The following is a 441-nucleotide window of genomic DNA, read 5'->3' as shown; positions in this document are numbered from 1 at the left end:
GGGGCGATGCGTTCGAAGATCATGCCGGGGCTGTCTGCCGCTGCTCGGCCGGCGTCATCGTCTCAAGCGCGGCGAAGACGGCGGCGGTGACGACGTTTTCGACCGTGTCAGGGTCGGCGGAGGCGTCGACGACGATGCAGCGCCCCGGCTCGGCGGCGGCGATGGCGAGGAAAGCCTCGCGCCTGCGGCGGTGGATATCGAGCGTTTCCTTCTCGAAACGATCTGGACCGTCATTGGCGCCGCGGCGGGCGGTGGCGCGCCGCAGGCCTTCGGCCGGATCGATGTCGAAGACCAGGGTCATGTCGGGCACCATGCCGTTGATGGCGACCTCCTCCAGGGTCTCCATGAAGGCCGGATCCAGACCGCCGGTGACGCCCTGGTAGACACGCGAGGAATCGATGAAGCGGTCGCAAAGCACGATCGATCCGCGCTCCACTGCCG

1 protein-coding gene is annotated in these 441 nt (G+C 68.0%); it reads right to left on the bottom strand.

Translation table 11 applies throughout. The features are described from left to right. Positions 1–19 precede the first annotated feature (19 nt). Positions 20–441 (bottom strand): thymidylate kinase (locus tag EOA24_RS40830; RefSeq protein WP_281059961.1); only part of this gene is annotated, 422 nt, incomplete at its 5' end.

Origin of the sequence: Mesorhizobium sp. M2A.F.Ca.ET.039.01.1.1, from assembly GCF_003998035.1 — a bacterium.
GTDB lineage: Bacteria > Pseudomonadota > Alphaproteobacteria > Rhizobiales > Rhizobiaceae > Mesorhizobium.
This window is presented reverse-complemented; position numbering and strand designations above follow the sequence as displayed.